This window comes from Cellulomonas hominis (genome assembly GCF_901521055.1).
Lineage (GTDB): Bacteria > Actinomycetota > Actinomycetes > Actinomycetales > Cellulomonadaceae > Cellulomonas > Cellulomonas endometrii.
The window spans coordinates 23,924-46,986 of sequence record NZ_CABEGA010000009.1; the positions used below are offsets into that span (position 1 = coordinate 23,924).

18 protein-coding genes are annotated in these 23,063 nt (G+C 77.3%); 11 read left to right on the top strand and 7 right to left on the bottom strand.

Going from position 1 to position 23,063, the window contains the following annotated elements; genetic code table 11:
- The first annotated feature begins 3 nt into the window (after positions 1 to 3).
- Complete coding sequence (locus tag KJP73_RS01455; protein ID WP_213280981.1) at positions 4 to 726, top strand: general stress protein; 723 nt, start codon at positions 4 to 6, stop codon at positions 724 to 726.
- A 60-nt stretch (positions 727 to 786) separates the two neighbouring features.
- On the opposite strand, the gene KJP73_RS01460 is transcribed toward KJP73_RS01455, so the two are convergent.
- Positions 787 to 2,346 (bottom strand): aminopeptidase P family protein, encoded by a 1,560-nt coding sequence (locus KJP73_RS01460; protein ID WP_213280983.1) that lies wholly within the window; start codon positions 2,344 to 2,346, stop codon positions 787 to 789.
- A 70-nt stretch (positions 2,347 to 2,416) separates the two neighbouring features.
- Here KJP73_RS01460 and KJP73_RS01465 point away from each other — a divergent pair, with 70 nt between their 5' ends.
- Genes KJP73_RS01465 through KJP73_RS01475 form a run of 3 tightly spaced genes read left to right on the top strand, consistent with a single transcriptional unit; the run spans position 2,417 to position 4,820 of the window.
- Entirely contained in the window at positions 2,417 to 3,259 is an 843-nt protein-coding gene (locus KJP73_RS01465; protein ID WP_213280985.1) for a PHP domain-containing protein, read from the top strand.
- Entirely contained in the window at positions 3,256 to 3,879 is a 624-nt protein-coding gene (locus tag KJP73_RS01470; RefSeq protein WP_213280988.1) for a MarC family protein, read from the top strand. Before KJP73_RS01465 ends, KJP73_RS01470 begins: the two co-directional genes overlap by 4 nt.
- Before the next feature lie 56 nt (positions 3,880 to 3,935).
- Positions 3,936 to 4,820, top strand: coding sequence for an oxygenase MpaB family protein (locus tag KJP73_RS01475; RefSeq protein ID WP_249669007.1), 885 nt, complete (start codon positions 3,936 to 3,938; stop codon positions 4,818 to 4,820).
- A gap of 180 nt (positions 4,821 to 5,000) precedes the next feature.
- On the opposite strand, the gene KJP73_RS01480 is transcribed toward KJP73_RS01475, so the two are convergent.
- Both KJP73_RS01480 and KJP73_RS01485 read right to left on the bottom strand, forming a co-directional pair.
- Positions 5,001 to 6,767 (bottom strand): DEAD/DEAH box helicase, encoded by a 1,767-nt coding sequence (locus tag KJP73_RS01480; RefSeq protein ID WP_213280989.1) that lies wholly within the window; start codon positions 6,765 to 6,767, stop codon positions 5,001 to 5,003.
- Positions 6,768 to 6,963: 196 nt separating this feature from the next.
- Complete coding sequence (locus tag KJP73_RS01485) at positions 6,964 to 8,217, bottom strand: MFS transporter (protein WP_213280990.1); 1,254 nt, start codon at positions 8,215 to 8,217, stop codon at positions 6,964 to 6,966.
- A 141-nt stretch (positions 8,218 to 8,358) separates the two neighbouring features.
- Between KJP73_RS01485 and KJP73_RS01490 the strand changes: the two genes are divergently transcribed.
- The gene (locus KJP73_RS01490; protein WP_213280991.1) at positions 8,359 to 9,105 is read left to right on the top strand and encodes a ferritin-like fold-containing protein; all 747 of its coding nucleotides are present in this window, start codon (positions 8,359 to 8,361) and stop codon (positions 9,103 to 9,105) included.
- A 75-nt stretch (positions 9,106 to 9,180) separates the two neighbouring features.
- On the opposite strand, the gene KJP73_RS01495 is transcribed toward KJP73_RS01490, so the two are convergent.
- Both KJP73_RS01495 and KJP73_RS01500 read right to left on the bottom strand, forming a co-directional pair.
- Entirely contained in the window at positions 9,181 to 9,405 is a 225-nt protein-coding gene (locus tag KJP73_RS01495; protein ID WP_146840067.1) for a DUF3107 domain-containing protein, read from the bottom strand.
- Positions 9,406 to 9,447: 42 nt separating this feature from the next.
- Complete coding sequence (locus KJP73_RS01500) at positions 9,448 to 10,167, bottom strand: TetR/AcrR family transcriptional regulator (RefSeq protein WP_213280992.1); 720 nt, start codon at positions 10,165 to 10,167, stop codon at positions 9,448 to 9,450.
- Positions 10,168 to 10,276: 109 nt separating this feature from the next.
- On the opposite strand from KJP73_RS01500, the gene KJP73_RS01505 reads away from it, so the two are divergent.
- On the top strand, positions 10,277 to 13,639 hold the full coding sequence (locus tag KJP73_RS01505) for an ATP-dependent helicase (RefSeq protein ID WP_249669008.1): 3,363 nt from the start codon (positions 10,277 to 10,279) through the stop codon (positions 13,637 to 13,639).
- The gene (locus KJP73_RS01510) at positions 13,636 to 17,169 is read left to right on the top strand and encodes an ATP-dependent DNA helicase (protein WP_213280994.1); all 3,534 of its coding nucleotides are present in this window, start codon (positions 13,636 to 13,638) and stop codon (positions 17,167 to 17,169) included. Before KJP73_RS01505 ends, KJP73_RS01510 begins: the two co-directional genes overlap by 4 nt.
- A gap of 101 nt (positions 17,170 to 17,270) precedes the next feature.
- Here the strand turns inward: KJP73_RS01510 and KJP73_RS01515 are convergent, their stop codons facing one another.
- Positions 17,271 to 18,206: a phosphotransferase gene (locus tag KJP73_RS01515; RefSeq protein ID WP_213280995.1), complete on the bottom strand. Its 936-nt coding sequence runs from the start codon at positions 18,204 to 18,206 to the stop codon at positions 17,271 to 17,273.
- Positions 18,207 to 18,331: 125 nt separating this feature from the next.
- Between KJP73_RS01515 and nudC the strand changes: the two genes are divergently transcribed.
- A complete protein-coding gene (gene nudC / locus KJP73_RS01520; RefSeq protein WP_213280996.1) occupies positions 18,332 to 19,564 on the top strand; it encodes an NAD(+) diphosphatase in 1,233 nt (410 codons plus the stop codon).
- 47 nt (positions 19,565 to 19,611) lie between these two features.
- Here the strand turns inward: nudC and KJP73_RS01525 are convergent, their stop codons facing one another.
- On the bottom strand, positions 19,612 to 19,878 hold the full coding sequence (locus tag KJP73_RS01525) for a mycoredoxin (RefSeq protein WP_213280997.1): 267 nt from the start codon (positions 19,876 to 19,878) through the stop codon (positions 19,612 to 19,614).
- Positions 19,879 to 20,075: 197 nt separating this feature from the next.
- On the opposite strand from KJP73_RS01525, the gene KJP73_RS01530 reads away from it, so the two are divergent.
- The 3 genes from KJP73_RS01530 (at position 20,076) to KJP73_RS01540 (ending at position 23,057) form a co-directional block, all read left to right on the top strand.
- Positions 20,076 to 22,118: an ATP-dependent helicase gene (locus KJP73_RS01530; protein WP_213280998.1), complete on the top strand. Its 2,043-nt coding sequence runs from the start codon at positions 20,076 to 20,078 to the stop codon at positions 22,116 to 22,118.
- A gap of 251 nt (positions 22,119 to 22,369) precedes the next feature.
- Positions 22,370 to 22,570 carry a hypothetical protein gene (locus tag KJP73_RS01535; RefSeq protein ID WP_213280999.1) on the top strand — a complete coding sequence of 67 codons (201 nt, stop codon included), beginning with the start codon at positions 22,370 to 22,372 and terminating at the stop codon, positions 22,568 to 22,570.
- Between the two features lie 139 nt (positions 22,571 to 22,709).
- Positions 22,710 to 23,057 (top strand): WhiB family transcriptional regulator, encoded by a 348-nt coding sequence (locus KJP73_RS01540; protein WP_213281000.1) that lies wholly within the window; start codon positions 22,710 to 22,712, stop codon positions 23,055 to 23,057.
- The last annotated feature ends 6 nt before the right edge of the window (positions 23,058 to 23,063 follow it).

Here is a 23,063-nt window from a genome sequence, read left to right on the forward strand (position 1 = left end):
GGCATGTCGTTCACCGGTGGTGCCCGCGTCCCCAACACCCCCACGCTGCCGCAGGGCGAGACCGTCGCGTCCTACGGCACCTACCTCGAGGCGCAGAAGGCGGTGGACCACCTCTCGGACCACCAGTTCCCGGTGCAGCTCGTCACGATCGTCGGCACGGACCTGCGCATGGTCGAGCGGGTGACCGGCCGGCTCACGTACGCGCGCGTGGCCGTCGGCGGCTTCGGCTCCGGTGCCTGGTTCGGCGTGTTCATCGGCCTGCTGTTCCTCATGGCGGGCGGCAGCCAGGGGATCCTGCTCGCCGCCGTGCTGTTCGGCGGCGCGGCCGGCCTGCTGCTCGCGGTGCTCGTGTACGCCACCAGCCGCGGCAAGCGCGACTTCACGTCGCAGAGCCAGATCGTCGCGTCCCAGTACGCGGTGCTGTGCCAGTCCGACCGCGCGCACGACGCCCGGCAGCTGCTCCGCGAGGTCGGCGGGGTGCGGGTCGGTGCCGCGACGCCCGTGCCGCCGCCCGCGGCGCCCGTCGGCGTGCGCCCCTCCGACCCGGCCGCCGCCCACCCGCAGGCCACGCCGGGGACGCCGCAGGCCCAGCCGGCGACCCCGCCCGCCCCGCCGCGCTACGGGCAGCTCGCGCCGCAGCCGCCCGCCGAGCCGCGGTACGGCCAGCTCGCGCCCCAGCCGCCGCAGCAGCCGCAGGACCCCGAGGCGCCGGCGAAGCAGGACTGACCCGACGACGACGGCCCGTCCCCCCGCAGCGGGGGACGGGCCGTCGTCGCGTCCGGGGCGTCAGCGGCCGAGCAGGCCCGCCATCCAGGCCTCGACGTCCTCGGGGCGCCGGGGGAGGGCGGCCGACAGGTTCTCGTTGCCGTCGGCGGTGATCAGCACGTCGTCCTCGATGCGCACGCCGATGCCCCGCAGCTCCTCCGGCACCCGCAGGTCGTCGACCTGGAAGTACAGGCCGGGCTCGATGGTGAACACCATGCCGGGCTCGATCACCGCGTCCAGGTACATCTCCCGGCGGGCCTGCGCGCAGTCGTGCACGTCGAGGCCCAGGTGGTGGCTCGTGCCGTGCACCATCCACCGGCGGTGCTGCTGCCCCTCGGGGGCCAGCGACTCCGCGGCGGGGACCGGCAGCATGCCCCACTCGTCCAGCCGCGCGGCGATGACCTCCATCGCGGCGGCGTGCACGTCGCGGAACCGGTTGCCCGGCACGGCGGCGGCGAACGCGGCGTCGGCGGCGTCCAGCACCGCCTGGTAGACGCGGCGCTGGGCGTCGGTCCACGTGCCGTCGACCGGGAGCGTGCGGGTGACGTCCGCCGTGTAGAGGGAGTCGACCTCGACGCCGGCGTCGATCAGCACGAGCTCGCCCGCGCGGACCTGGCCGTCGTTGTCCGTCCAGTGCAGCGTCGTGGCGTGCGCGCCCGCGGCGGCGATGGTCTCGTAGCCGACGTAGTTGCCCTCGACGCGGGCCTGCGACAGGAACGTGCCCTCGATGACCCGCTCGCCGCGGCGGTGCGCGACCGCCTCGGGGAGCCGCCGCACGACCTGCTCGAAGCCCTGGATCGTCGCGTCGACGGCGCTGCGCAGCTCGGCGACCTCGTGCGCGTCCTTGATCAGCCGCAGCTCCGAGAGGGCCTCGACCAGGGCGGCGTCGCGCTCGCCGGCGTCCTCGGCCGCCCGGATCTCCTCGACGACGGCCTCGACGGCCTCGTCCACGTCCGGGACGACCAGCAGCCGCACGCCGTCGGCGCCGACGTCCTTGGCCAGGGCGTCGTGGAGCCCGTCGCGGTGCGCGGTGCGGATGCCCGTGACCGTCGCCATGTCCTCGAGCGTCGGGCGCGGGCCCACCCAGAACTCCCCGTACCGGGCGTCGGAGAAGAACTCCTCGGTGTCCCGGCCGGCCAGGGGGCGCATGTACAGGACGGCGCGGTGCGTCGACCGGCCGCCGTCGGGCAGCTCGTCGCCCTCGCCGTCCGCGGCGGGGTGCAGCACCAGCACCGCGTCCGGCTCCTGCTCCGCGCCGAGCCCGGTCAGGTGGGCGAACGCGGAGTGCGGGCGGAACCGGTAGTCGGTGTCGTTCGAGCGCACCTTGTACGCGCCGGCGGGCACCACCAGGCGCTCGCCGGGGAACTGCGCCGCCAGGCGGGCGCGGCGGGCGGCCGCGAACGGCGCCACGTCGGCGGCCACGGCCGTGCTCGCGGGACGCTCGGCCCAGCCGGACGTCACCCACTCGAGGAACGCGGCGGACGACGGGCGCTGGCTGCGGTTCTGCCCGCGGTCGGCGAGGGTCTGCTCGGCCGGGGCCTGTGCGGGCGCGGGGGACTCGGGGGTGGTGTCGGTGGCCATGGCCCCCAGTCTGGCACCGCCCGGGACCCGGCGGGCCGAGCCCGGGTGCACCGGTGAGTAGGCTTCCGCGGTGCGCATCGACCTCCACACCCACTCGTCGGCCTCCGACGGGACCGAGCCCCCCGGCGGGGTGGTGGCGTCGGCGGCGGCGGCCGGCCTCGACGTGGTCGCGCTCACCGACCACGACACGACGTCCGGCTGGGCGGCGGCGGCCGAGGCCGCGCTCACCCACGGCGTCGCGCTCGTGCGGGGCACGGAGGTGTCCGCCCTGTCGCGCGACGTCAGCGTGCACCTGCTGTCCTACCTGCAGGACCCGGCCGACCCCGCGCTCGGCCGGCTGATCGCGCAGACCCGCGAGGCGCGGCTGCACCGCGGGCGGGCCATCGTCGAGCGGCTGTCGGCCGACCTGCCGATCACCTGGGACGACGTGCTCGCCCAGCAGGCGCCCGGCACGGTCGTCGGCCGGCCGCACATCGCCGACGCCCTGGTCGCGCTCGGCCTCGTCGCCGACCGGACCGCCGCGTTCGCCGACCTCCTGTCGGCCGGCGGCGGCTACTACGTGCCCTACTACGCGCCCGAGGCGGTCGAGGCCGTCGAGGCGATCCGCGCGTCCGGCGGGGTGCCGGTGTTCGCGCACCCGGGCGCCGACGGCCGCGGGCGGATCGTGCCCGACGCCGTGATCGCCGAGCTCGCGGAGGCCGGCCTGGCGGGGCTCGAGGTGCACCACCGCGACCACACGCCCGAGCAGCGCGCGCGGCTCACGGCGCTCGCGGACCGCCTCGGGCTGCTCGTCACCGGGTCGAGCGACTACCACGGCACGGGCAAGGACAACCGGCTCGGCGAGCACACCACCGCGCCGGAGGTGCTCGCCGAGATCGAGCGCCAGGGCCGGACCGCGGTGGTGCGACCATGAGCACCGTGCTCGACTGGCGACTCCTCTCCGAGGTCTTCATCACCCTGTTCGTCATCATGGACCCGCCCGGGACGGTCCCGATCTTCCTGGGCCTCACCGGGGCGATGACCCGGCAGCAGCGCAACCGGGCCGCGCGCCAGGCGATCCTCGTGGCGTTCGGCGTCATCCTCGCGTTCGCGGTGTTCGGGCAGAGCCTGCTGTCGTACATGCACATCTCCCTGCCCGCGCTCCAGGCGTCCGGCGGCCTGCTGCTGCTGCTCGTCGCGATGGAGCTGCTGACCGGCAAGTCGGAGGAGCCGCAGCCGTCCGGGAACGCCAAGGTCAACGTCGCGCTCGTCCCGCTGGGGACGCCGCTGCTCGCCGGGCCGGGCGCGATCGTCGCGGTGATGGTGTTCGTGCAGCAGAGCGACGGCACCCTCGCCGACTGGACGGCCATCGCGGTCGGCATCGTGCTCGTGCACCTGTGCCTGTGGCTCGCGATGCGGTTCGCCGGCGTCATCCACCGGCTGCTCGGCGACTCCGGCACGACGCTGGTGACCCGCATCGCCGGTCTGCTGCTCGCGGCCATCGCGGTGCAGCTGGTCGCCGACGCGGTGCGGGCGTTCGTCGAGGCCGGCTGAGGACCGGCTGAGGGCGCGGGGTCGCGGCGCGGCGCCCCCGGGGTGAGGATCGCGGCGTGACGATCTCCACCACCACCCGGCTGCGCGGGCGGCTCGGCGGCGAGCTGTTCGCCCGCGTCGCCGGCCCGCGCGGCGCGCAGGTCCGCGACCGGATCCACGGCACGCCCGGGCCCCGGTGGTTCGCGCCCGACGACGAGATCCGCCGCGTGCACGGCGACGCGTCGATGTTCGTCGGCGGGCTCACCGCGCTGCTCCTGCAGTCGTGGCACCCGCTGGCGATGGCGGCCGTCGCCGCGCACTCCGGCTACCGCAGCGACCCCTGGGGCCGGCTGCAGCGCACCAGCACGTTCCTCGCCGTCACCACGTTCGGCACAGCCCAGCACGCCGAGCAGGCCGTGGGCATGGTGCGGCGCATCCACGACGAGATCGCGGGCGTCACCCCGCAGGGCGAGCCGTACGCGGCGTCCGACCCGCACCTGCTGCGCTGGGTGCACATCACGGAGGTGCACGCGTTCCTCACGGCGCACCAGCGGTACGGCGCCCGGCCGCTCGACGCCGCCGGCTGCGACGCCTACGTGGCGCAGGCCGCCCGGGTCGCGCGGGCGCTCGGCGCGGAGCACCCGCCGGAGACCGTCGCGGAGCTCCGCGCCGACCTGGACGCGTACGTGCCGGAGCTGCGCGGCACCCCCGAGGCGCGGGAGGCCGCCCGGTTCCTGCTCGCGCGCCCGCCCGTCCCCCTGCCCGTGCTGGTCCCGTACGGCGTGCTCGCGGGCGCCGCGATCGCGCTGCTGCCCCGGGCCGCACGCCGGCCGCTGGGCCTGCCGGACCTGCCGTGGGTCGACGCGACGCTCGCGCGCGCCGGCGGGCACGCGGTCACGCGCGCCGTCCGCTGGGCCCTGGCGACCCAGCCCCCGCCGCCGACCCCGTCGGCCGACGCCTGACGGCGCCTGCCGGCCGCGAGGTCGTCAGTCGTGGACGAGGTCGTCATGTGGGACGGACGACCTCGTCCACGTGTGACGACCTCGTCGGCCCCTGGCGGCCGGCGGCGTAGCGCAGGGCGGACGCGGCGAGGGCGCCCCCACCGGTGGTGGGAGCGCCCTCGTCGGGTCGTGCGTGGGCGGTCAGCCCTCCGTGGAGGTGGGCTGCTCCGAGGCGCCCTCGGCGGACGAGCCGCCACCGCGCGTGCGACGGCGGTTGCGGCGACGACGCGGGGCGCCGCCGTCCTCGGTGCGGCCCTCGGCGGGGCCCGTCGAGCCGGACGTGCCCTCGGCGGGACCGGTCGAGCCCTCGGTGGCCTCGGCCGGGCGCTCGCCGGATCCGTGCCGGCGGTTGCGCTGCCGGCCGCCGTCGCCGTGCTCGCCGCGGCCGCCGTCACGCGGGCCGCCGTCACGCGAGCCGCGCCCGCCGTCACGCGAGCCGCCGTCACGACCGGTCTCGCGGCCCGACGAGTGCCGCTTGCCGGTCTCGCCCAGGTCCTCGAGCACCTCGGCGCCCAGGCCCTCGCGGGTGCGCTTGGACCGGGGGAGCCGGCCCGTGGTGCCGGCGGGGATGTTCAGGTCGGTGTACAGGTGCGGCGAGCTGGAGTAGGTCTCCTGCGGCTCCGGGAAGCCGAGCTCGAGCGCCTTGTTGATCAGGCCCCAGCGCGGCACGTCGTCCCAGTCGACGAACGTGACGGCGGTGCCCTTGTTGCCCGCGCGGCCCGTGCGGCCGGTGCGGTGCAGGTAGGTCTTCTCGTCCTCGGGGCACTGGTAGTTCACGACGTGGGTGACGTCGTCGACGTCGATGCCGCGGGCGGCGACGTCGGTGGCGACGAGGACGTCGACCTTGCCGTTGCGGAACGCGCGCAGCGCCTGCTCGCGGGCGCCCTGGCCCAGGTCGCCGTGCAGCGCGCCGGCGGCGAACCCGCGCTCGACCAGGTCGTCCGCGACCTTCGCGGCGGTGCGCTTGGTGCGCGCGAAGACGATGGTCAGGCCGCGGCCCTCGGACTGCAGGATGCGGGCCAGCACCTCGACCTTGTCCAGCGCGTGGGCGCGGTAGACGACCTGCTTGATGTTCTTGACGGTCTGGCCGATGTCGTCCGGCTCGCTCGCGCGGATGTGCGTCGGCTGCGTCATGTAGCGGCGCGCCATCGCGACGACGGCGCCCGGCATGGTCGCCGAGAACAGCATGGTGTGCCGCGACGCGGGGGTCCGGGCGAGCAGCTTCTCGACGTCGGGCAGGAAGCCGAGGTCGAGCATCTCGTCGGCCTCGTCGAGCACGACGCACTTCACGCGCGACAGGTCCAGGTGGCCCTGGTTCATCAGGTCGATCATGCGGCCCGGGGTGCCGACGACGACCTCGACGCCGCGCTGCAGCATGTCGATCTGCGGCTCGTACGCGCGGCCGCCGTACAGCAGCGCGATGCGGACGGACCGGCGCTTCGACGCGGTCTCCAGGTCGCCGGCGACCTGCACCGCGAGCTCGCGGGTCGGCACGACGACGAGGGCCTGCGGCTTGCCGGGCGCGGGCAGGGCGTCGAAGCCCTCCTCGTCCGGGGCGACGACGCGGTGCAGCAGCGGGACGCCGAAGCCCAGCGTCTTGCCGGTGCCGGTCTTCGCCTGGCCGATGATGTCGTGGCCGGACAGCGCCACGGGCAGGGTCATCGCCTGGATCGGGAACGGGGTGGTGATGCCCGCGTCGGCGAGCGCGGCGACGATCTCCGGGCGGACGTCGAAGTCCGCGAAGGTCACGTCGGCGGCCTGGACGGACGCGGCGGTCGGGGTGTCGATGGTCTCCACGGCGACGTCCTCGGGCGCGAGGCCGTCGTCGGTGGTGGGTTCGGTCGAGGTCACGGACTGCTCTTCACTCGTGAAGGTGGCGTGCCGCACGTCGCGCCCGCGTGGGGGCATCCGCGACGGGCATCGCCACAGGTGGTCCGGCAGCCGATCGTGCAGGTCAGTCGAGGGCGGCCGGCGACACCTGGGCGTCGCGACGCGCTCGGAGCACCGTGGTCGAGACGACCGGGCAACCGATGAACGCCTCCCATGATACGCACCGGCCCCGTCGGGGCGCGGGAGGGGGCCGGTGCGGCGGGGTGGGCAGGCCCTACGCGGCGGGCACGGTCGCGGGTGCCGCGGCGTCCGTCGCGACCTGCGCGGCGTGCACCGCCGCCGTCAGCCGCCGCTGCTGCGTGGCCGCGAGGGTCAGCGCGAGCACGGTGGCGCAGACCGTCACGGCGAACGCGGCGCGGTGCCCCGACAGGTCGGCGAGCCGCCCGGCGACGCTCGAGCCGAGCGCGTACCCGACGCCCGTCGCGCTCGCCAGGGCGGTCATCGCGGCCCCGGTCCGACCGGCGGGGACCACGCGCTCGCCCAGCGAGAAGACGCCGATCATGTACGGCGCGATGGCGAACCCGAGCACCGCGACGGCCGCCGTCAGGGCGGGGAGCGTGCCGACCAGCAGCAGCGGCCACGACAGGGCGACCATCGCGGCGGCCGCCACCAGGACCCGCCGCTCGTGCCCGATCCGCGCGGGGATGAACGCCGTGCCGATGCCCGCGGCGGCGCTGCCGACCCCGAGCACGGCGTGGATGAGGCCGGCCAGCCCGGGCTGCCCGGCCTGGGTGGCGAGCACCGTGGTGCCCGTCTGGGTCGCGCCGAACAGCACGCCGACGGCGGACTGCGCGACGATCAGCACCGCGAACGCCGGCGTGACCAGACGCCCCGTGGGCCGGACGTGCGGGCCCGTGGCGGTGCGCCGGGCGGTCGGGTGCAGGGCGAACGCCGTGCCGAACACGGCGAGCAGCGCGGCGGCGGTCACCAGCGCGCCGGCGGGGGACAGGGCCACGGCGACCACGCCGACGAGCGCCGGGCCGATCGCGAACGAGGCCTCGTCGACGGCGCCCTCGTAGGAGAACGCGGCGTCCACCAGGCGGCGCTGCTCGGCGCCGGTGCCGGCGGTGATGGGCCGCCAGCGCACCCGGGCGAGCGGCCCGACCTGCGGCATCGCGAGACCGGTGACGGCGGAGACGGCCACGAGCGCGGGGCCGCCGGCGTCCTGCTGGGCCAGCACGGTGAGGAGCGCGAGGGACGCGGCTCCCGCGAGGGACTGCACCAGCACCACGGGACGCTGCCCGTACCGGTCGGCGAGGCCACCGGCGACGGGCGCCCCGACGGCGTTCGCGACGGCGAGCGCGCCCGCGGCCAGGCCGCCGAGCCCGTAGGTACCGGTCGCGGTCGAGACGAGGAGCAGGGCGCCGAGCTGGGCCATCGCCATGGGCAGGCGGCCCAGGAAGGCGACGAGGACGTACGCGGGGCCGGCCAGGCGGAACAGGCGCCCGTAGGCGTTCAGGGCGGACACGAGAGGGACCCTCCGGGTGTGCGAGGCGGAGCGACGCGCCTCCCCGCCTCCAGGTCGCGTCCGGGTCCCTGTGCTGACGACCATGCTAGCCGGGCGCCGCGCGGGACGGCCCGTGCGGTGCCGCGGCGCTACGATCGGCGGATGACCGAGGCCGCTCCCGACGCCCAGCCGCGCACCCCGACCGTCGACGCCGCCGCCGACACCGTCGAGCTGCTGGGGCTGGTCGCCCACCTCCAGCACGTCGCGTTCGGCCGGCTCGCCGAGGACGCGCGCGTGGCCCCCACCACCGCCCAGCAGCTCGAGCTGAGCCGGCTCGCCGCGGCGGCCGTCGACCGCCGCGACCGCGTCCTGGCGCGCGTCGTCGAGCTCGGCGGGGACGCCGACCGGAGCCTCGGTGCCTACGCGCGGCTCATGGAGGACTTCGACTCCCGCACGCAGCCGAGCACCTGGTGGGAGCGCCTGCTGCGGTCGTACGTGACCGACGGCGTGTCCGACGACTTCTGCCGGATCGCCGCCGCCACCGTGGACGAGCGGTCCCGCGCGCTGCTGCTCGAGGTCCTGGACGACGCGGCGCACGAGGACCTCGCGGTCGGCGAGCTCGAGGCGGCGGGCGCGCAGGACGAGGTGCTCGTGTCCCGGCTCGCCCTGTGGGGCCGGCGGCTCGTCGGCGAGGCGCTCGGCGTCGTCCAGCAGGCGATGTCGGCGCACCCCGGTCTCGGGCGCCTGGTGGTCCGGCGCGGCGAGGCGGAGGCGGGCACCGTGGCCGCGGAGCAGACGACGGCCGGGGGCGAGACCCCGCAGGCGGACCCGGCGGCGGCCGGGAAGCTCTTCGGCGAGCTGACGGCGGAGCACACCCGGCGGATGTCCCGCCTCGGCCTCACGGCCTGACACGTCGGCCCCGCACACGACGACGCCCCGCACCGGACCGGTGCGGGGCGTCGCTGCGTCGGGGGTGCGGCAGGCTCAGATCGCGCCGAAGCCGACCCGGCCCTTCGACTCCGTGCCGATCTCGACGTAGCCGATCGACGCGGACGGGACGACGACGCGCCGCCCCCGGGTGTCGACCAGCTCGAGGACCGGCTTGCCGGTCAGGGCCGCGGTGACGGCGGCGGTGACCTCGTCGGCGGTCTGGTCCGACTCGATCACCAGCTCGCGCGGCAGGTTCTGCACACCGATCGTGATGTCCACGCTTCGTCGTCTCCTCGCTCGTCCGGCTCGTGCCCGGTCATCCTAGGCCGGGCGCGCGCCCGCAGGTCCGCCCAGGGGGCCGCGTTCGCCCTCGGCCGACTCGGCGGGCTCGTCCGGCTCGTCCGGACGGGGGACGAAGTCCGCGACGCCGCCCCACGCCAGCCGGGCGACCAGCGCGGCGGTGTCCCGGGCGGGCTCGGTGCTCGGGGTGCGGAGCCGGCGCGTCGCCGCGGCCTGGGCCATCGCCGCGACGGCCGGCGCCAGCACGGCGGACGTCTCCGCGGGGACGCCCCCGACGTCGGTCAGCACGGCCTGCAGGCGTCGCGTCACGGCCTCGGTCGCGCGCTCGACGCGGGCCCGCACCTCCAGGTCGTGCCGGACGTCCGACTCGAACAGCAGGGCGGAGGACTCCCCGGCGCCGTCCACGAAATCCAGGTACGCGCGGACGACCCCGGTGACGATGGCGCGGGCGTCGTGCGGCCGGACCTCGCCCGGCGGGTGGGTCGCCACGGCGGCGTCCACCGCGGACAGCAGCTCGTCGCCGCGGGCGTCGACGACGGTCAGGTACAGGTCCAGCTTGGACGGGAAGTGCCGGTAGAGGACCGGCTTGCTCACCTCGGCCCGGTCGGCGATGTCGTCCATCGAGACGTGGTGGAAGCCCTCGGAGGTGAACAGCTCCTGGGCGATCCGGAGCACCTGCGCCCGGCGCAGCGCGCGAGGCATGCGCACCGGGCGTCCGCGGCCGGCGGAGGGCTGGTCCATCGGGCGATGATAGCCAGCGCGGGTCGCCGTCATCGGGCCGTCCGCGGGTGAGCACCGACGGTCCGTGGGTGGTCCGGCGATGTCGGTGCCGTGTGATGGGATCGCTGTCGTGAACCCGACCGCCACCGCCGCGCAGCCGGCCGGCCCGCTGCGGCTGGTGCGTCCCGCGCTGGCGGACGCGCCGGAGCTCGTGCGCCTGGGTGCGGACCAGCGCGCGGTCGTGGACCGGCTGGTCACGGGCACCGACCGGGCGCTGCTCGCGGTCGGTGCGGCGGGCACCGGCAAGACGCTGCTCGCGGTCGAGGCGGTCGCCGCGCTGCTGGGCGAGGACGAGGACGCGCTGTTCCCCTCGCCGGACCGCCCGGCCCCGGACGAGGTGCTGGTGCTGGCGGCGTCCCGGCGCGCCGCCGCCGAGCTCCGGGACCGGATCGGTGCGCGCGTCCGCCGGACCACGGGGCAGGCGATGGTGCGGACGGCGGCGTCGGCGGCCTTCGCGGTGCTGCGTGCCCGCGCCGCGCTGGTGGGCGAGCCGCCGCCCACCCTCATCTCCGGGCCGGAGCAGGACCTGGCGCTCGCCGAGCTGCTCGCGGGGCACGCCGCCGGCGAGGGCGTGCCGCTGCGCTGGTCGGCCGGCGTCCCGGAGGAGGCGCTCACCCTGCGGTCGTTCCGCGGCGAGCTGCGCGACCTCATCATGCGCGCCTCGGAGCGCGGGCTGGCGCCGGAGGACCTCGCCCTGCTCGGCGAGCGGTACCACCGCCCGGAGTGGGTGTCCGCCGCCGTGCTCTACCAGGAGTACCTCGACGTCACGACGCTGCGGTCCGGGACGCCCGACGCGGGCGCGCGGCACGACCCGGCCGTGGTGGTCGAGGAGGCCGCGGAGGCGCTGCGGGCGTGGGACACGGAGCTCCCCGGGCACCCGCGCCCGCGCTGGCGCGTCGTGGTGGTGGACGACTACCAGGAGGCGACCGAGGCCACGGCCCGGCTGCTGCGCGTGCTCCAGGACGACGGTGCCCGCCTGCTGCTGCTCGCCGACCCGGACGCGGCCGTGCAGACGTTCCGCGGTGCGACGCCGGCGCTGGTCGGCCGGGCCGACGTGGCCGGCGACGGGCCGGGCGAGCTGGGGGCGACCCGCCTGGTGCTGGACGGCGTCCGGCGGCACGGGCCCGCGGTGCGGGCGGTCGCGGCGCGGGTGGCCGAGCGGATCGCGGTCGTGGGCGGTGCGGCGCACCGTCGGGCGCTCCCGGTGGCGCACGACGTGGCGCCGCCGGTGGGCGTGCCCGCCGCCCGTGACCGTGACGCGGCGTCGGGCGCCCCGGCCGACGTGGTGCGCGCCGCCGTGCTGCCGAGCGCGGCGCAGGAGGCCGCCTGGGTGGCGCACGCCCTGCGCCGGGCGCACCTGGAGGACGGCACCCCGTGGGACCGGATGGCGGTGATCGCCCGGTCCGGCGCGCAGGTGACCGCGCTGCGCCGGTCGCTCGGGGCGGCCGAGGTGCCCGTCGCGGTGGTGGGCAGCGACGTCCCCCTGCGCGACGAGCCGGCCGTCCGGCCGCTGCTCGACGCCCTGCGCTGCGCCCTCGGGCCGGAGGCGGGCGGCGCCGAGCTGGACGCGGAGCTCGCCGCGCGGCTGTGCTGCTCGCCGCTGGGCGGGCTGGACGCGGTCAGCCTGCGCCGGCTGCGCCGCACCCTGCGCGCGGAGGAGGTCGCCGGGGGCGGCGGCCGGCCGAGCGACGAGCTGCTGGTCGAGGTGCTGGCGGCGCCGTCCGCCGCCTCGGTGCTGCCCCCCGCCCTGCGCCGCGGGGTCGGCCGGCTGGCCACCGTGCTCGCGCAGGGCCGGGCCGCGGCGGCGGTGCCCGGGGCGGACGCCCAGACGGTGCTGTGGGCGCTGTGGGACGCGTCCGGGCTCGCGGAGCCGTGGCGCCGGTCCGCGCTCGCCGGCGGCCCCGGTGGGGCGCGCGCGGACCGCGACCTCGACGCCGTGCTCGCGCTGTTCCGCGCGGCGGAGACGTTCGTGGACCGGATGCCGCAGGCCCGCGCCGCGGCGTTCCTCGAGTGGGTCGAGGCCCAGGAGCTGCCGTCCGACACGATCGCTGCGCGCGCCCGCCGGGACGCGGTGTCCGTGCTGACGCCCGCGGGGGCCGCCGGCAGCGAGTGGGACGTCGTCGCGGTCGCCGGCGTGCAGGAGGGCGTGTGGCCCGACCTGCGGCTGCGGGACTCGCTGCTCGGCTCCCAGGCGCTGGTCGACGTGCTCGCCGGCCGCGGCGGGCCCCGGCACGCCGACGCCGAGGCGCAGGCGCACGCCCAGGCGCAGGCGGGTGCGGCGGCGCGGGCGGCGGTGCTCGCGGACGAGCTGCGGTCGTTCCACGTGGCCGTCTCCCGCGCCCGCCGCGTGCTGCTCGTCACGGCGGTCTCGGACGAGGACGACCAGCCGTCGCCGTTCCTGGACCTCGTGGAGCCGAACGACGAGGACGACGACCCCCGCCGGACGTCGTCGCCCGCGCCGCTGGACCTGCGCGGGCTGGTGGCGCAGCTGCGGGCGCGCGTCGAGCACACCGCCCGCCTGGGCGCCGCCGACCCCGCGGCCGCGGCCGTGCTGGCGCGCCTCGCCCGCGAGGGCGTCCCCGGCGCGGACCCGGCCGAGTGGCACGGCCTCGCGGACCCGTCGACCGACGAGCCGCTCTGGGGGCCCGGGGCGCGCGTGCCGGTCTCGCCGTCGCGGGTGGAGACCGCGGGGACCTGCACCCTGCGGTGGGCGCTCGAGGCCGCCGGCGGGACGGCGCCCAGCAGCGCGCGGCAGTCGCTCGGCACGCTGGTGCACGCCCTCGCGCAGGCCTACCCGCGCGGCGGCCGGGACGAGCTGCTGGCCGAGCTGGACCGGCGCTGGCCGGAGCTCGGGCTCGGTCACGGCTGGCCCGCGACCCTGGAGCGCCGCCGCGCCGAGGTGATGGTCGACCGGCTCGCCGACTACCTCGCGAAGGCGGGGGAGCCGCTGGCGGTCGAGGCGCGGTTCGAGCTCTCCCTGGACCGGGCGGTCGTGCGCGGCAGCCTGGACCGCGTCGAGCGGGCGGCCGACGACGACCCCGACGGCGGGACGCCCGTGCGCGTCGTCGACCTCAAGACCGGCCGCACCGCGCCGTCGGCGCAGGAGGCCACCACCAACCCGCAGCTGGGCGCCTACCAGCTCGCCGTCGACGCCGGGGCGGTCGAGGGGCTCCCCGCCGGGGCGCGGAGCGCGGGCGCGCAGCTCGTGTTCGTCTCCGACGTCAACAAGGCGAAGGCGGCCCTCCGGGAGCAGCCGGCGCTCGGGCCGGAGTCCCCGGACGCGCCGTCCTGGGCGCGCACCCACATCGAGGAGGTCGCGGAGCGGATGGCCGCCGCGACGTTCCCCGCGACCGTCAACGCGCTGTGCGACCGGTGCCCCGTGCGTCGGTCCTGCCCGCTGCGCGACGAGGGCGGGCAGGTGGTGGCCGGATGACCGTGCCCGCCGTGCCCGTGGCCGCCACCGCCGTGCTGTCCGCCCAGGACATCGCCCGGCTGCTGCGTCGCGACCTCCCGACCGACGAGCAGGTCGCCGTCATCGAGTCGCCGCTGCGGCCCGCGCTCGTGGTCGCCGGAGCCGGGTCGGGCAAGACCGAGACGATGGCCGCCCGCGTCGTGTGGCTGCTCGCGAACGGGCTGGTCGCCCCGGAGGAGGTGCTCGGCCTCACGTTCACCCGCAAGGCGGCGGGCGAGCTCGCGGAGCGCGTCCGCCGCCGCCTGCGGCACCTCGCGCGGGCCGCGGCGGCCGAGGGCGTGCACCTGCCGGGCCTGACCGTCGCGGAGGACGCGTCCGACGGCGGCGCGGCGCTGCTCACCGTCGCCCGCCCGACGATCTCGACGTACAACGCCTACGCCGCGTCGCTGGTCGCCGACCACGGGCTGCGCCTCGGCGTCGAGCCCGCCGCGCGCCTGCTCGGCGAGGCCGCGCAGTGGCAGCTCGCGAGCGAGGTCGTCGAGTCCTGGACAGCCGACCTCGACTCCGCCGCCGCCGTGTCGACGGTGATCGAGGCGGTGCTCACGCTGTCGGGCGCGCTCGACGAGCACCTGCTGGACCCGGACCGCGCGCGGCGGGGGATCGACGACATCGTCGACGCGATCGAGCAAACGCCCCCCGGCACGCCGCCGCGCGCGCCGTACGCCAAGGTCCGCGAGCTCGTGGGGTCCCTGCGGGAGCGGCAGCGGATGCTCGACCTCGTCGCGGCGTACCGGGACCGCAAGCGGGCCGTCGACGCCCTCGACTTCGGCGACCAGGTGGCGATCGCCGCCCGCCTGGCGCGGGACGTCCCCGAGGTGGCCGCAGGGGAGCGGGCCCGGTTCCGGGTGGTGCTGCTCGACGAGTACCAGGACACCTCCTACGCGCAGCTCGTCCTGCTGTCGGCGTTGTTCGGCGCGGGGCACCCCGTCACCGCCGTCGGCGACCCGCACCAGTCCATCTACGGCTGGCGCGGGGCCAGCGCGGGCGGCCTCGAGCGGTTCCCGACCGACTTCCCGGACGTCGCCGAGGACGGCGACCGCCGACCGGCCGCCGTCTACGCGCTGTCCACGTCCTGGCGCAACGACGTCGCCGTGCTGGACGCCGCGAACCACGTCGCCGCCCCGCTGCGCCGCGCCGACCGGGCGAAGGTCGCGCTGCCGACGCTCGCCGCCCGCCCCGGCGCCGGGCAGGGCGACGTCGTCGCGCACCTCGCCCCCACGCTCGAGGAGGAGGCGCAGGCCGTCGCGGACTTCGTCGCCGCGCGGTGGCGTCCCGAGGGCGGCCCCGGTGTCGCGGGCGGCGCGCCGGCGCCCGGAGGGGCACGCGTGACCGCCGCCGTGCTCTGCCGCAAGCGCGCGCAGTTCCCGGTGCTGCACCGCGCCCTGCGCGCGGCCGGCCTCCCGGTCGAGGTCGTCGGGCTCGGCGGTCTGCTCGCCACGCCCGAGGTGGTCGACGTGGTGGCGCTCCTGCAGGCGGCGCACGACCCCTCGCGCGGCGACGCGCTCATGCGCCTGCTCACGGGTGCGCGCACCCGCCTCGGCGCCGCGGACCTGCACGCCCTCGCCGACTGGTCAGCGCACCTCGCGCAGGGGCTGGACCGGCGCGCCGCGGCGGCCGCCGCCCGGGAGCGGGCCGCGGGGACGGCCGACGGCGCCGGGCCGGACGCCGATGCGACGAGCGCCGTCCCGACGAGCGCCGCCCCGGCGGGCGAGGCCCCGCCGGGCGAGGCCACGACCGCCGACCCGGCGGCCGCCCCGGTCGTCGCCGACGTGGTCGACGAGCGCAGCATCGTCGACGCCGTGGACGCCCCGCCCCCGCCCGGCTGGACCAGCCCTTCCGGGCGCCGGCTCACCCCTGCCGGCCTCGCGCGCGTGGCCCAGGTCGGCGAGGTGCTGCGGGCGATCCGCCAGCACACCTACCTGTCGCTGCCGGAGCTCGTCGCGCACGCGGAGCGGCTGTGGGGGCTCGACATCGAGGTCGCCGCCCGTCCCGGGCTGGCCCCGGGTCGCGCCCGGGCGCACCTGGACGCCTTCCGCGAGGTCGCGGTGCGGTACTCCGACGCGACGGACGACCCGACGCTCGGCGGCTTCCTGGCGTGGCTGGAGTCCGCCGACGCGCACGAGCACGGCCTCGACATGCCCGTCGCGGAGCCCGATCCCGACGCGGTCCAGCTCATCACCGTGCACGCCGCCAAGGGCCTCGAGTGGGACGTCGTCGCGGTCGCCGGGCTCGTGGACGGCGGGCTGCCCGCAACCCGGACCCAGGGCAAGGACGGCCCGACCGACTCCGCGTGGCTGACCGGGCTCGGCGAGCTGCCCTACCCGCTGCGCGGGGACCGGCACGACCTGCCGCAGCTCGAGGTGGCGGGCGCCGCCGACCCCAAGGACCTGGAGGAGCGGCGCAAGCAGTTCCTCCGGGACGCCGGCGACCACCAGGTGGCCGAGGAGCGCCGGCTCGCGTACGTCGCGTTCACCCGCGCGCGCTCGGCGCTGCTCCTGACGGGTGCCTGGTGGGGGGACGGCAGCCGCATCCGGCCGCCGTCGCTGTTCCTCACCGAGGTGGTGGGGGCGGGGCTCGCGCGCGTCGAGACCTGGGCTCTCGAGCCCGAGGACGGCGTGGAGAACCCCCGCACCCAGGAGCAGGCCTCCGCGATGTGGCCGGTCGACCCGTTCGCCGGTGCGGGGGACGCGACGCCGTCCCGCCGGCCGGCGGTGGAGGCGGCCGCTGCCGCCGTGCGCGCCGCGCTGGCCGCGGAGGACGCCCCCCGGGTCGCGACGGCGTGGGACCGGACCGTCGACCTGCTGCTGGCCGAGCGCGAGGCGGAGTCGCGGCCCCGCTCCGAGGTCGAGCTCCCGGCGCACCTCTCCGCGTCCGCCGTGGTGCGGCTGGCGGCCGACGCCGGCGAGTTCGCCCGCGCGCTGCGCCGGCCCGTGCCGAACCGCCCGTCGCCGCAGGCGCGTCGCGGGACCCAGTTCCACGCGTGGGTCGAGGGCTTCTACGGGGCGCCGACGCTCGTGGACATCGAGGACCTGCCCGGGGCGGACGACGACTCCGTGACCGTCGACGCCGACGAGGCGGCCCTGCGTGCCGCGTTCCTGGCCACGCCCTGGGCCTCGCTCGTGCCGACGGCCGTCGAGGTCGACGTCGAGACGACGGTCGCCGGCTACGTGCTCCGCTCGCGGATCGACGCCGTGTTCCCCGACCCGGACCGGCCGGGCGTGCCCGGGGCCGTCGTGGTCGTGGACTGGAAGACGGGTGCGCCGCCGTCCGACCCGGCCGCGACGGCGGTGCGGGAGCTCCAGCTCGCCGTGTACCGGCTCGCGTGGTCCCGGTGGACCGGCACGCCGCTGGACCGGGTCGGCGCGGCGTTCTGCTACGTCGGCGCGGGGCGGACCGTGCGTCCCGAGCGGCTGCTCGAGGCCGACGAGATCGAGCGGCTGCTCCTGGCGGCGACCGCCGAACCCGGGGCGCGGCCCGGCGGGCGGGACTGACCGGGGGGCGGGACCGCGCGAGCGAGGACCCGCCCGGCCGGCGTTGCTCGGGCCCGCTGCGGCCGGCGTCGCTCGGGCCGGCGCGCTCAGACCGGCGCGGCTCAGACCGGCGCGGCGCCCGGCTCGGCGACGTCGCGGGTCTGCTCGTCGAGCTCGTCGAGCATCTGCACGGCGTCCGCCACCACCTCGTCGTCGCCCGAGCGCACCCCGTAGAGCAGCCAGCGGGCCAGGGCGAGCTCGCCGGCGAGCAGCGCACGGTCGGCGAGGTGCCGGTCGGTGAGCTCGGTGCGACGCAGCTGGTAGGCCTCCATGATCGAGTCCACGGCGTCCTGGGGTGCGGCGACCAGCAGCCACGCGAGGTCGTCCGCGGGGTCGGCCACCTTGGCGTCGCCCCAGGCGACCATGCCGGTCACGGCGCCGTCGGCGACCAGCACGTGGTCGGCGGAGAGGTCGCCGTGCACCACCGTCGGGCTGAACTTCCACAGGGAGACGTCCTCGAGCCGCTCCTCCCAGCGCCGCAGGAGCGTCGCGGGCACGCGGCCCGTGCGCGCGGCCTCGTCCACCTCGGCCTGGCGGCGCTGGCGGTACGCGGCGGCGTCGTACACCGGCAGGCCGGCGTCCTCGACCACGGCCACCGGGAGCTCGTGCAGCGCGGCGATCGACCGCCCGAGGGACGCCGCGACCCCGGGGCCGGGCGCCAGGTGCTCGAGCGCGACGGGCCGGCCGGGCAGCTCCCGGTGCACGACCACGCGCCCGCCCTCCTCCAGCGGTGCGGCACCGGCGACCCGCGGGACGTCGAACGGCAGCCGCCCGGCGTCGACCTGCTCCGCCAGCGACGCCAGCAGCACCAGCTCCGCCTCCAGGGCGGCCCCGGCGGCGGCGCTCCGCGGCGCGCGCACCACCCAGTGCCCGCGCTGGCCGTCGGTCACCAGCGCGACGTCGTCGTCCCCCGCGCTCGCACCCGGGCGCACCTCACGGGCGTCGAAGCCGGGGACGGCGACGGTCGCGAGGGCGGCGAGGGCGAGGGGTGAACGCACCGTCCCAGGGTAGGACCCGCACACGCCGAGGGCCGTCCCCTGACCCGCTGGGCGTGTCACGGCCGCGGGTGTCCGGGCGTCGGCCGCCGACTGCGACCGGGCCGCGCGGCGCGTACGGTGGCGACGTGTTCGCCTCCGACCTCCCTCTGTCGCGGACGGTCACGGACCGGGCCGCGGACCTCCGCGGTGACGAGAACCTGCTGGCCGCGCTGCTCGACGACGACACCACCCGGGTCCTGCTGGTCTCCGGCGGGCGGGTGGTCACCCGCTCCCGGAACGGCCGCCGCCGCGGCCTGGCCCTGTACTCGCCCCAGGAGGCCGCGCTGCGCGCCCCGACGGGGTCGCTCGAGGAGCGCTGGGCGTTCCTCGGCTACGACGACGCCGACCAGGTCCCGGGCGTCGCGCCCACGGAGACCCGGCCCGGCGGCCCGGCGTACGTCGCGCACCACGTGCCCGAGGGCGCGACGGCCGCGCTCCCGGCGGGCGACGACTGGGCCCCGCTCCGCGAGGTCGGCAACGACCTGTCGGCCCGCGACGTGGGCCTCGCGACCGCCGCCGTCGCCCTGTTCGAGTGGCACGTCCGGCACCCGCGCTGCCCGCGCTGCGGCGCCGCGACGACGCCGGTGTCGAGCGGCTGGGTCCGCCGGTGCCCGGTCGACGGCTCGGACCACTACCCCCGCACGGACCCCGCGGTGATCATGGCCGTCGTCGACGACGACGACCGGCTGCTGCTCGCCAACTCCGCGGCGTGGCCGCAGCACCGGTTCTCGACCCTCGCCGGCTTCGTCGAGCCGGGGGAGTCGGTGGAGCACGCCATCCGCCGCGAGGTCCGGGAGGAGTCGTCGGTCGTCGTGGGCGAGGTCGAGTACCGGGGCAGCCAGCCGTGGCCGTTCCCGGCCTCGCTGATGCTCGGGTTCCGTGCCCGGGCGCTGTCGACCGACATCACCGTCGACGGCGTCGAGCTGCGCGCCGCGCGGTGGTTCGACCGCGACACGCTGCGGTCCGAGGTCGCGAGCGGGGCGGTGGTGCTCCCGCCGGGGACCTCGATCGCCCGCGCGCTCATCGAGGACTGGTTCGGCGAGCCGCTGCCGAGCGACCCGCTGCGGGACGGCTGGAGCCGCGGTGCCGTGCCGCCCGAGGGCACGCCGTCGTCGGACGGGTCGGTCACGGGACGCGCTGCGGCCACGCCCGCCGCAGCCGAGCCGGCCGCAGCGCAGCCGGATCAGGCCGGGGCGGATGAGGCCGGGCCTGACCAGGCCGGGGCGGTCGCGTCCGAGCAGGTACCGGGACGCACCCGGCGGCAGGGGCGCCGCGCCGCGCCCGGCCCCGTCGACGAGGGCCCGCCCGGCACGCGCTGAGCGGCGCGGGCGAGCGCTGAGCGGCGCGGGCGAGCCCCGACGGCGCGTCAGGCGCCGAGGCGCTCCCGGACCTGGACGAGGGACGGGTTCGTCGCCGCGGACCCGTCCGGGAACAGCACGGTCGGCACGGTCTGGTTGCCGCCGTTGACCTGCTCGACGAACGCCGCGGCGTCGGGCTGCTGCTCGATGTCGACCTCGGTGTACGCGATGCCCGCGGAGTCGAGCTGCGTCTTCAGGCGCCGGCAGTAGCCGCACCAGGTGGTCGAGTACATCGTCACGGTGCCCGTGGCGGGCAGGTCCTGCGTGGTCGTCATCGTCTGCCTTCTGGCTCGGTGGGTCGTGCGGTCGTGCTCGTGCACCGGGGTGAACGCCCGGGCGCCGCAGGATCATCCCCCTCGCGCGGCCCCGGCGTGCGCGACCGGTCACACTGCGGGACGTCGTGCCGGGTGCCTGCCCGGCCGCCTGGGGACGACGGTCACGGGTGTCGGTGCGGGGTGCGAGGATCGGGGCGATGCCTTCCGCCGACGCCCTCCTCGACGCCCTGGACCCGGACCAGCGGGAGGTCGCGCGCGCCCTCACCGGGCCGGTGTGCGTCCTGGCCGGTGCCGGTACCGGCAAGACGCGCGCGATCACCCACCGCATCGCGTACGGGGTCCAGTCCGGCGTGTACGCGCCGACCAGCGTGCTCGCCGTGACGTTCACCGCGCGCGCCGCGGGGGAGATGCGCACCCGGCTCCGCGACCTCGGTGTCCCCGGCGTGCAGGCCCGGACCTTCCACTCCGCGGCGCTGCGGCAGCTGCGGTACTTCTGGCCGAAGGTCGTCGGCGGGCCCGTGCCCGAGGTGCTCGCGCAGAAGGCGCCCGTCGTCGCCGACGCGTGCCACCGCCTCGGCCTGTCCGTCGACCGCGTCTCGGTCCGCGACCTCGCGTCCGAGATCGAGTGGGCCAAGGTCTCCCGGATCACCTCGGAGGACTACGTCCGCGCGGCCGCCGCCGCGGACCGGCCCGCGCCCGCCGGCCACGACCACCACGCCGTCGCCCGCCTCATCACCGCGTACGAGGACGCCAAGGACGCCCGCGGCGTGATGGACATGGAGGACATCCTCTGGCTGCTGGCCGGGATGCTCGTCGAGAACGGCGCCGTGGCCGACGAGGTGCGCGGCCAGTACCGCCGGTTCGTGGTCGACGAGTACCAGGACATCTCCCCGCTGCAGAAGTTCCTGCTCGAGCAGTGGCTCGGCGGCCGCGACGAGCTGTGCGTGGTCGGCGACCCGAGCCAGACCATCTACTCGTTCGCCGGCGCGACGCCGCACTACCTCACGCGGTTCACGGCCGAGCACCCGAAGGCGCAGGTCGTGCGTCTGGTCCGCGACTACCGGTCGACGCCGCAGGTGGTGGGGCTGGCGAACGAGGTGCTGCGGCGGGCCCCGAAGGACCGCGCGGCCCGGTGGGAGCCGCTCGAGCTCGTCGCGCAGCGGCCGTCCGCCGGGCCGGTGCGGTTCGCGGTGTACGACGACGACGAGGCGGAGGCCGCGGGCGTCGCCACCCGGATCGGGCGGCTCGTCGCCGCGGGCACCCGGCCCAGCGAGATCGCGGTGCTGTACCGGACGAACTCGCAGTCGGAGACGTTCGAGCAGGCGCTCGCTGCCATCGGGATCGGCTACGTCCTGCGCGGCGGCGAGCGCTTCTTCGCCCGCAAGGAGGTCCGGGACGCGATCGTCCGGCTGCGCGGTGCCGCCGTCGCAGCCGACGCGGACGCCCCGATGCAGGAGACGGTGCGGGACGCGCTGCGCTCCGCCGGCTGGACCGACGAGCCGCCCGCCGCGCGGGGTGCGGCGCGGGAGCGCTGGGACTCCATGAACGCGCTCGTGGCGCTCGGGGACGACGTCGCCGCCGCCGCCGAGCGGGCCGGGAAGCGGGCCACCGTGTCGGACCTCGTCGCCGAGCTGGACGAGCGCGCCGCGGCGCAGCACGCACCGACGGTCGAGGGCGTCACGCTCGCGTCCCTGCACGCCGCCAAGGGCCTGGAGTGGGACGCGGTGTTCCTCACGGGGTTGAGCGAGGGTCTGGTGCCGTGGGCCTCCGCGGACACCGCCGCCGACATCGCCGAGGAGCGCCGCCTGCTCTACGTCGGCATCACCCGCGCGCGGCAGCACCTGGAGCTGTCCTACGGCCGCTCCCGCACGCCGGGCGGGCGCGCCACCCGTCGCCGGTCCCGGTTCCTCGACGGTCTGTGGCCCCAGGAGGGTCGAGCGCGGTTCGGCGACGGCCGCCCCCGCGCGGTCCCGCGGCTCACGGGCGAGGTCGACGCCGAGCTGCTGTCCGCCCTGCAGTCCTGGCGGGCGGACCTCGCCCGGCGGACGTCCAAGCCGACGTACACGGTTCTCGGGGACGCGACGCTCTCCGCGATCGCCGAGCTCCGGCCGGCGAGCGTGCCCGAGCTGGCGCGGGTCCAGGGCATCGGTCCCGCGAAGATCGACCGGTACGGACCCGAGCTGCTCGCCCTCGTCGCGGGCCACCGCCCGGCGGCCGCGGGCGAGGCGGCGGCGGGCTGACCCGGCGCACCGGCCCCCGTCCGGTGTGACGCAGGTCCCGCCGTCGCTGAGCGCCGGCTGGACGGGCCCTGTGGCGGCGGTCCGGCGCCGCCCGTCACGGGCCGCAATGAGCCGTGGCAGAAACTCGTCGGAACTTTCTCGGTTATTCGGTTGTGCGGCCCGTCCGGGCACCTCTACGGTGAACGAGTCCTGATGGAAGACCACGCTGCGCCAGCAGCCGGTCGGCGACACGAAGAAGGAGGTGGGCAGCTGTGAAGAACATGAAGAACGGGATCTCCGTGATCGCGTCGCCGTTCACCGCACCCACCACCGGCGTGTTCCAGGGGACCACTGCGCCCTCTGCCGTCCGCGGCCTCGGGATCGACCCGGGCTTCGGCGGCGCCGGTCTCCGGCTGCGTGCACGCGATCTCACGGTCGCCCCCGACTCCGTCCCAGGAGGACCGGTCATCTGAGTCGATGACCGATCTCTTCCAGGCCGCGGAGTCCACCGGATCCCGCGGCCCTCGTCATTTCCGCCCTTGATGCAAGGGGGGAGCGAGGACGCGGATCCACCGCCACCTCGCTCAACCCGCAAGTCATCAGGAGGACATCGTGCGGCTCACGACGCTGCTCGACACGGTCAACCAGGGCGGTTCCGGCCCCTGGCCACCCGCCGAGACGACCGCCGTCGCCGACGTGCAGTTCGACGCGCTGGTCGCCGGCCTCATCCCGTGCCGCTCGAACGACCCGGAGCTCTGGTTCGCCGAGCGCACGGCCGAGGTCGAGCGCGCCAAGGCGCTCTGCCGCACCTGCCCGCTCCTCGAGGGCTGCCTCGCCGGGGCGGTCGAGCGGCAGGAGCCGTGGGGCGTGTGGGGCGGGGAGGTCTTCGTCGGAGGTCAGGTCGTCGCCGTCAAGCGCGGGCGCGGCCGGCCCCGCAAGGACGCCAGCCCGGCGGCCTGACACGGC

Coding starts and splice junctions, on each gene's coding strand:
- KJP73_RS01455 (WP_213280981.1), top strand. CDS start 4: ATGTCGTTCACCGGTGGTGCCCGCGTCCCCAACACCCCCACGCTGCCG.
- KJP73_RS01460 (WP_213280983.1), bottom strand. CDS start 2,346: ATGGCCACCGACACCACCCCCGAGTCCCCCGCGCCCGCACAGGCCCCG.
- KJP73_RS01470 (WP_213280988.1), top strand. CDS start 3,256: ATGAGCACCGTGCTCGACTGGCGACTCCTCTCCGAGGTCTTCATCACC.
- KJP73_RS01480 (WP_213280989.1), bottom strand. CDS start 6,767: ATGCCCCCACGCGGGCGCGACGTGCGGCACGCCACCTTCACGAGTGAA.
- KJP73_RS01490 (WP_213280991.1), top strand. CDS start 8,359: ATGACCGAGGCCGCTCCCGACGCCCAGCCGCGCACCCCGACCGTCGAC.
- KJP73_RS01500 (WP_213280992.1), bottom strand. CDS start 10,167: ATGGACCAGCCCTCCGCCGGCCGCGGACGCCCGGTGCGCATGCCTCGC.
- KJP73_RS01510 (WP_213280994.1), top strand. CDS start 13,636: ATGACCGTGCCCGCCGTGCCCGTGGCCGCCACCGCCGTGCTGTCCGCC.
- KJP73_RS01525 (WP_213280997.1), bottom strand. CDS start 19,878: ATGACGACCACGCAGGACCTGCCCGCCACGGGCACCGTGACGATGTAC.
- KJP73_RS01530 (WP_213280998.1), top strand. CDS start 20,076: ATGCCTTCCGCCGACGCCCTCCTCGACGCCCTGGACCCGGACCAGCGG.